Here is a 7,136-nt window from a genome sequence, read left to right on the forward strand (position 1 = left end):
GTTGGGCGTGGCGGCCAGGTAGGCGTAGTTCCCCAGGATGTTGGACAGGATGGTGATCCAGTAGATCACCGAAAAGCCCCCGGCGAATTTTTTCACATCCGCCTTCATGAAATGAGCCCCCAGGGAGGTGACTGCCAGGGTGAACACCCAGGTGGCTGCCAGAGCCCCGGCACTGCCCAGCCAGGCATAGGCCTTGGATCCGGTGCCCACCGCTTTGGCAGGATCGATCCACACTCCAAAGGTGGCCGCCCATCCCAAAAGGTCAAAGCCCCAGATCTTTCCCAGACCCAGGAGCGTAATGAACAGGCCCAGCCATACGGCCCACCAGTCTTCGCTGCCCAGCAGCCCTGTGGGACGGACTGCCGGGATTTTCGTTTCGTTTGCCATGATAACCACCTCATCTGTATTTTGCTCCGGTGGCCGCAAAAAAGCGCCACCTGTCCGACAGATGGCGCGCAATAGAAAAACCATGGGTCTGCACTGACTCATCTGCCGGGATCTTTCCCGCTGACCAAGCATCCGGGATATTTCCCGCCGCTGCAGCTTCCCAGGGGCCAGTCCCTCCGCTGCTGATGATGTTCCGTGCAGAGCTGTTCATTTGTCCAAAGACCGGTTATACAGTCTCCGTCCCGCCGCTGCTGCACATTCGGCAACAACAGCAACACATCGTGTACGTTCCCATGATTCTTCTCCCCGTTTCAGATTTAGAATTCATATAATTTCACTATGCATTAAATGCATGAGGAAAGTATAGCTAATTAGTGGGAATTTGTCAAGAAAAAAAATGGAGCAGCACGCCCCATTTTTTTTCAGCGGTCAGCCGTCAATCCCTCCATCTTCTCCAAAAAAATGGCCAGGATCAAGAGATCCGCACAGCCTCCCGGGCTGATGTTCTTTTTTACGAAGCTTTCGTTCAGGTCCCAGACGGCCTGGAGTCCTTCCCGGGTGAAGGCGCCCCCTTTGTCCAGCACGGCCCCGGCCTCTTTCTGGGCCTGTTCCAGGGTAGCCTGGTCGGACCGGCTGAGGATGTTGGTGTCTTCCACTTGGCTCAGGAGCAGCAGCAGGGTCTGGATATAGGCCTCGTTGTCCGGTCTCCCTTCCTGCCGAAACTTCCGCAGAGCCGGCAGGGCGATTTTTGCCACCGCCGGGAACCCGTCCATGGCTTCCCCCCGGATTCCCCGGCACCCCTGTTCCACATAGAGCACTTCTCCGTGGGTGTGGGGATGGTACCGGTCGATTTTGGCAAAATCCCGTTCCAGAAGAGGTGTCACCGCCGCTCCGATTTCCCGGAGCACCGCCTCGCTTTCCACCTTTCCGGTCCGGGCCAGGTGACGGAGGGTGAAGCTGGTCACAAGGCCCAGGGAAAAGATGATTCCCTTGTGGGTGTTCACATTCCCGGTAGCCCGGAACATGGCCTTTTCCGCCGCCGCCCCCATGGGCCGGAGGGCGGCAAACAGGGCTTCGTCCTCCCCTTCCCAGTTCCAGCCTTTTTCAGCCATCTGCCGGAGATGGGGCACAATGGCGTCAGTACTCCGGGCAAAGGTGTGCCAGTCCATGTCCCGGTGAGCGCCCGGATTGTCCCGGTCCACCAGCCCCGGTTTGGGAGTGGCATCCACTTCTCCCTGGAGTCCCTGGCGCAGTGCCTGTTCCACCCGATCCATGAGAAAATTTTCCAATATCCGGTGGATGTTCCGCACCAGCACCGGCACACTGTGCTTCCGGCTCCGGGCGCAGGCCTGGGCCGGCTGGGAGCACACCAGGCACAGCCGGCCGGGGAGCCCGATGTCCGTCCGGGAAATCTTGTGCCCGTCTTCTGCCAGCACATCCATGTCATAGAGCCGGCCCAGCCGGTCCTGTCCTTCCATGGTGCAGGCGATTTTCTTGATACGGAGGGCATCCCCGTCCAGTACATAGTATTTTTCATAGCCGGTTTTCCAGTCAATGACCTTCTGGAACAGGATGGGGATCCCGGCTTCTGCCAGGGCCTTTTCCAACCGGCGGATTCCCTCCAGGAACCCCAGATGGATCAGGACAGAAGTCTTCACCGGCCCCGGGATGTTCTGGGTGAAGAACAGCAGCGGCTTGTGATACCGCTCCAGCAGTTTTTTCTGGGCGGCAGCACGGCCGTCCCGGGCCAGGAGCATATCCGGCACTTCCACAGCCGGGCCGGCCAGATGGATTACAGGTTCTTTCATAGAGTCATGGTTCCTTCCTTGTTTTCCCCAGGGTCCGGATCAGTTCGATGAAGGCCCGGGCATAGGGGCTGAGATAGGCGTCCTTCCGGCAGCATACATAGCAGTACCGTTTGTTGGCCACGCCCAGTAAAGGATACAACACACACTTGTCCTGTGACAAGAAGTAATTGTCCAGATACACATCCGGGCAGATGAACACTGCCTCCATGGCGGATACCAGCCGTTTCCCCACTTCGATGCTGGAGGTTTCCAAGATCACATTGGGTTTGATTTCATAGACGCTGAACAGGGTATCCTGGACCCGGCGTACATTGTGGCCTTCGGTAATGGAGACGAATTCCTCGTTCTTGGCTTCGGTGATGTGGATGGGGGTCCCGGGCTTCACCCGCTGGGCCAGGGTGGTCATTTTGTTGGCTACCAGCACCACGTCTTCCGTTTCCACCAGTTCATACTTCAGTTCGTCGTTGGTGGGCGTGGTGGTGAGCACCGCCAGGTCCACGCCCCCGTTGAGGACTTCGTTTTCCGTAATGTTGCTGCCCGCTTCATGGATCTGGAGCTTGATATGGGGATACCGCTGACGGAACACCGGCATCACTGCGGGCAGCATCTGCATGGCCCGCTGGACCGGGATTCCCAGCCGCAGGGTGCCGTACCCTTCATATTGGATATCCGCCACCTCATGGAGCAGATTGGAGCTGATGGTGATCACCTGTTTCACCGCTGCAATGTATTTTTTCCCCGCTTCCGTCAGCACAATGGGATTGGTGTTCCGCAGGAAGATGGGAGCCCCCAGGTATTTTTCCACCGCCTTGATGGTCTGGCTCAGGGCCGGCTGGGATACGTGCATGGTCTTGGAAGCATTGGTGATGCTCCCTTCCTTGATGATTTCCATAATATACTGCGCATGTTTCAGGTTCATAACACCCTCCGTTTCCTTTTTTTTCCCAAAAATTCCCCTATTTCCAAAGAAGTTTTAATTTCTTATATTTTGACACAATTGCACAAATCCCCGTACCCCGCATGGAGTGGGAGTTTCTGCCGTTTGATAAGGAATGACTTATACAGATTATATCATTATTTATATTCGATTTCCAATTTTTCCTGTGATACTATCAAAGTGCATCATAATGTACAATGTACGATTTTCAGAAGGAGTGATTTTAATGGAATTGAAGAAGGCAGCCATGGCTGGCACTGTTGAGTCTTCCGATGCCCAGATCACGGTAGAACCCGGGACCAACGGCATTGAGCTCACCATTGAAAGCAGCGTCATCCATCAGTATGGACGGCAGATCAAGGCTGTTGTCCTGGATACCCTGAAGAAACTGGACGTAACCAATGCAAAGGTTTCTGTTGTGGACAAGGGCGCTCTGGACTGCACTTTAAAAGCACGCGTGGAAGGCGCAGTGTTCCGTTCTGTCAACGAGGATCCTGATACGCCGAATCCCTGGGAGGTGCTGTAAGATGGTTATCAATACGAATCCGAACTTCAAGCGTCTGAGAAGATCCATGATGTTCCTGAACGCTCAAAAACCGAGCCTGGTCAAAGACCCGTATGTATACAAACCCGATTCCATTATGCTGGACCTGGAAGATGCCGTTGCAGAAAACCAGAAGGATGCTGCCCGGTACTCCCTGTTCCATGCCCTGAAAGAAATCGATTATCATGGCTGTGAAAGAGTGGTCCGGATCAACGGTCTGGAAACTCCTCACTGGAAAGAAGATATCCGTGTTTCCGTTGCCGGCGGCTGCGACGCCATCCGTCTGGCCAAGACTGAATCCGGCAAGGACATCAAGACTGTGGAAGAACACATCCTGGCCGCTGAAAAGGAATTCCACCGTCCCATCGGCAGCACCCTGATCATGGCTGCCATCGAATCCACCAAAGGGATGCTGAACCTGTATGACATCTGCACCTCTTCCGACCGTCTGTTCGGGATTGCTCTGTCCGGCGGGGACTACACCCGTGACCTGCAGACCAGCATTTCCAAGAGCGGTGTGGAACTGATGGGCGCCCGTCAGCAGATGGTAATCACCGCCCGTGCCACCGGCCGTATGTGCTTCGATACGGTGTACACCGACCTGGACGACATGGAAGGCTTCCGCAAGGATGTGGAAATGATCAAACAAATGGGCTTCGATGGGAAATCCATCATCAACCCCCGTCAGATCCCTGTCTGCCATGACGTGTTCACCCCGACTGAAAAACAGATCCGCTGGGCGGAAGCTGTGGTACGGGAAATCGATACCAAGAAAGCCATGGGTATCGGTGTATTCCAGCTGAACGGCAAGATGCTGGATATCGCCTTCTATGACGGCGCCAAGAGAACCATTTCCATGGCCAAGGCTGCCGGTGTGTACAAGGGGGATTTATAAGATGAAGAACGCAGTAGGTAGAGAGATTCCTGAAGAAATCCTGAAGCTGACCGGGAAAGACGCTTTTGCCGGCAGCTATGCCAAACATCAGAAAGTATACCAGGCCGCAACCCACAAAGTTGCCCCTGTGATTGACCCCAACTACAGCAAAGTAGTGGATTCCATTGAAGAAGTCCTGAAGAAATGCGGCATCAAAGACGGCATGACCCTGGGCTTCCACCATCATTTCCGTGAAGGGGACTATGTGGTGAACATGGTTATGGAAGCTGTCCACAAAATGGGCATCAAAGACCTGACCATCTGCGCCACCTCTCTGGGCAAGGCTCAGAACGCCATCGTTCCCATGATCGAAGACGGCACCATCACCAACATCCAGGCTTCCGGCGTACGGGGCAAGATCGGTGAAGCCATCTCCAACGGCAAACTGAAAGGCCTGGCCATCATGCGCAGCCACGGCGGCCGTGTCCGTGCCATCGAATCCGGCGAAACCCACATCGACATTTCCTTCATCGGTGCTCCCAGCGCTGATGACATGGGGAACTGCCGTGCAGTAGGCAGCCAGAACGGCGCTGACTGCGGCGTGCTGGGCTATGCTGCCGTAGACGCCCAGTATGCGGACAAAGTGGTTGTGGTTACCGATACCCTGGTACCCTTCCCCAACGTGCCTGCTTCCATCGACATGACCAACGTGGACTATGTGGTCAAAGTGGACGCCATCGGCGACCCCACCAAGATTGCCACCGGTGCTGCCAAACCCACCACCGACCAGAGAAAGCTCCTGATGGCCAAGTATGCCGCTGACTTCATGGTGCACACTCCCTGGTACAAAGACGGGTTCATCTACCAGACCGGCGTAGGCGGTGCTTCCATTGCCTCCACCAAATTCCTGGCAGAACATCTGCGGAAAGACAACATCCACATCGGGGTTGCCATGGGCGGTATTGCCCAGGCCATCTGCGAACTCCAGCATGAAGGCCTGATCGACAAGATTGCCGACACCCAGGATTTTGACATGGCTTCCATCGAAGACATCAAAACCAACCCCAACCATTACGAAATCACCACCTCCCAGTATGCCGATCCCTTCAACAAGGGCGCTTATGTGAACAAGCTGGATTATGTAATCCTGGGCGCACTGGAAGTGGATACCCACTTCAACGTCAACGTTGTGGTAGGTTCTGACGGCGTGATCACCGGGGCTCAGGGCGGCCATCCGGATACCGCTGCCGGTGCCAAATGCACCATCGTCATTGCTCCGCTGCTCCAGGGCCGTATCCCGGCTATCTGCACCGAATGCACCACGGTCACCACTCCTGGTGAAACCGTTGACGTGGTTGTCACCGACTACGGCATTGCCATCAACCCCCGCCGTCAGGATATCATCGATGCTGTAAAAGACACCGATCTGCCCATCTGCACCATCGAAGAACTGCGGGATACCGCATACAAGATGGTAGGCACTCCTGACCCTGTACAGTTCGGCGACCGGATCGTGGGCATCATCGAAGCCCGTGACGGTTCCGTTATGGACGTAGTCCGTCAGGTTAAGAAAGCGGAATTCTAATTCCATAAGTGAAAAAGCCATCCTTTCGGGGATGGCTTTTTTTATTCTCCGATCTCTCACCCCCTTTTTTAAAATATTCTTAAATTATCTCTATTTATGTTCAAATGAAACAATTTCGCTTTTCTTCTGAAACCCGCATACAGCCTAGGGTTGCACCGTTTCTATAAGTATATGCTTATGAGATTTATTCCGATTTTTATATTCGTTTTCAATATGTTCATATGTTACTATGTATGAGTGTTATGCACTATTTTCCGGTTCCCGGACTTGCCCGTCCAGGGAACACCCCATTTTATTTCCAAAGGAGGAAATTGCACTATGTTTTTGGGCGTTGTTGGTTTCTTGATGGTTGTCATCATTGTGGCAGCTCTGATCCGTGGTAAATCCAACCCGGTTCCTCTGTTCGTGATGGTTCCCGTCATCGCTGCTCTGATCTGCGGGTTCACTCCTGTACAGATCTTCGATTTCGTAAAGGCCGGTGTTTCCAAGACCTGGTCCACCGCAGTACTGTTCATCTTCTCCATCGTTTACTTCTCCATGATGGGTGATATGGGCCTGTTCGATCCTATGGTAAACTGGCTGGTGAAAAAAGCCGGTTCCAACATCGTAATGGTTACCATTGCCACCGCCTGCATCGCCGTTATCTCCCACCTGGACGGCGCTCTGGCTTCCACCCTGCTGATCACCATCCCTGCCATGCTGCCGATCTACAAGAAACTGCACATGCGTCCTGTGGTGCTGGTGTGCATCATCGGTGCGGCCATGTCCATCATGAACCTGCTGCCCTGGGGCGGTCCTGTAGCCCGTACCGGCGTGGTGCTGAATGCTGACGTAAACGCTCTGTGGCAGGAACTGCTGCCCCTGCAGGGCGTTGGTCTGATCATCCTGCTGGTATTCGCCGCTTACATGGGCGTTATGGAAAAACGCCGTGGAGCTGGTCTGAACCCTACCGGCAAAGCCGCTCAGCTGTCTGACGACGACGAAGACAAATCCGCTGACGA

At 54.5% G+C, this 7,136-nt stretch carries 6 protein-coding genes and 1 pseudogene; 4 read left to right on the forward strand and 3 right to left on the reverse strand.

The window, feature by feature from the left end; translation table 11 throughout:
* The 3 genes and pseudogenes from QVO43_RS02010 to QVO43_RS02020 all read right to left on the reverse strand — a co-directional run.
* Positions 1-387, reverse strand: a pseudogene (locus tag QVO43_RS02010) (putative sulfate exporter family transporter); the annotation flags it as partial.
* A 422-nt stretch (positions 388-809) separates the two neighbouring features.
* On the reverse strand, positions 810-2,195 hold the full coding sequence (citG, locus tag QVO43_RS02015) for a triphosphoribosyl-dephospho-CoA synthase CitG (RefSeq protein WP_022486942.1): 1,386 nt from the start codon (positions 2,193-2,195) through the stop codon (positions 810-812).
* A 4-nt stretch (positions 2,196-2,199) separates the two neighbouring features.
* The gene (locus QVO43_RS02020) at positions 2,200-3,114 is read right to left on the reverse strand and encodes a LysR family transcriptional regulator (protein WP_022486943.1); all 915 of its coding nucleotides are present in this window, start codon (positions 3,112-3,114) and stop codon (positions 2,200-2,202) included.
* A 244-nt stretch (positions 3,115-3,358) separates the two neighbouring features.
* Here QVO43_RS02020 and citD point away from each other — a divergent pair, with 244 nt between their 5' ends.
* From citD to QVO43_RS02040, 4 genes are all read left to right on the forward strand, one after another.
* Positions 3,359-3,658: a citrate lyase acyl carrier protein gene (gene citD, locus QVO43_RS02025; RefSeq protein WP_022486944.1), complete on the forward strand. Its 300-nt coding sequence runs from the start codon at positions 3,359-3,361 to the stop codon at positions 3,656-3,658.
* A gap of 1 nt (position 3,659) precedes the next feature.
* Positions 3,660-4,571 carry an aldolase/citrate lyase family protein gene (locus tag QVO43_RS02030; protein WP_022486945.1) on the forward strand — a complete coding sequence of 304 codons (912 nt, stop codon included), beginning with the start codon at positions 3,660-3,662 and terminating at the stop codon, positions 4,569-4,571.
* A 1-nt stretch (position 4,572) separates the two neighbouring features.
* Positions 4,573-6,135 (forward strand): citrate lyase subunit alpha, encoded by a 1,563-nt coding sequence (gene citF, locus QVO43_RS02035; protein WP_022486946.1) that lies wholly within the window; start codon positions 4,573-4,575, stop codon positions 6,133-6,135.
* 318 nt (positions 6,136-6,453) lie between these two features.
* Positions 6,454-7,136 (forward strand): SLC13 family permease (locus tag QVO43_RS02040; protein ID WP_288174334.1); only part of this gene is annotated, 683 nt, incomplete at its 3' end.

Source organism: Acidaminococcus sp. CAG:542 (assembly GCF_000437815.1).
In the GTDB taxonomy this organism is placed as follows: Bacteria; Bacillota; Negativicutes; order Acidaminococcales; family Acidaminococcaceae; genus Acidaminococcus.

Bases quoted from the DNA above. Each gene is read 5' to 3' on its own strand.
- citG (WP_022486942.1), bottom strand. From the start codon at position 2,195: ATGAAAGAACCTGTAATCCATCTGGCCGGCCCGGCTGTGGAAGTGCCG.
- QVO43_RS02020 (WP_022486943.1), bottom strand. From the start codon at position 3,114: ATGAACCTGAAACATGCGCAGTATATTATGGAAATCATCAAGGAAGGG.
- citD (WP_022486944.1), top strand. From the start codon at position 3,359: ATGGAATTGAAGAAGGCAGCCATGGCTGGCACTGTTGAGTCTTCCGAT.
- QVO43_RS02030 (WP_022486945.1), top strand. From the start codon at position 3,660: ATGGTTATCAATACGAATCCGAACTTCAAGCGTCTGAGAAGATCCATG.
- citF (WP_022486946.1), top strand. From the start codon at position 4,573: ATGAAGAACGCAGTAGGTAGAGAGATTCCTGAAGAAATCCTGAAGCTG.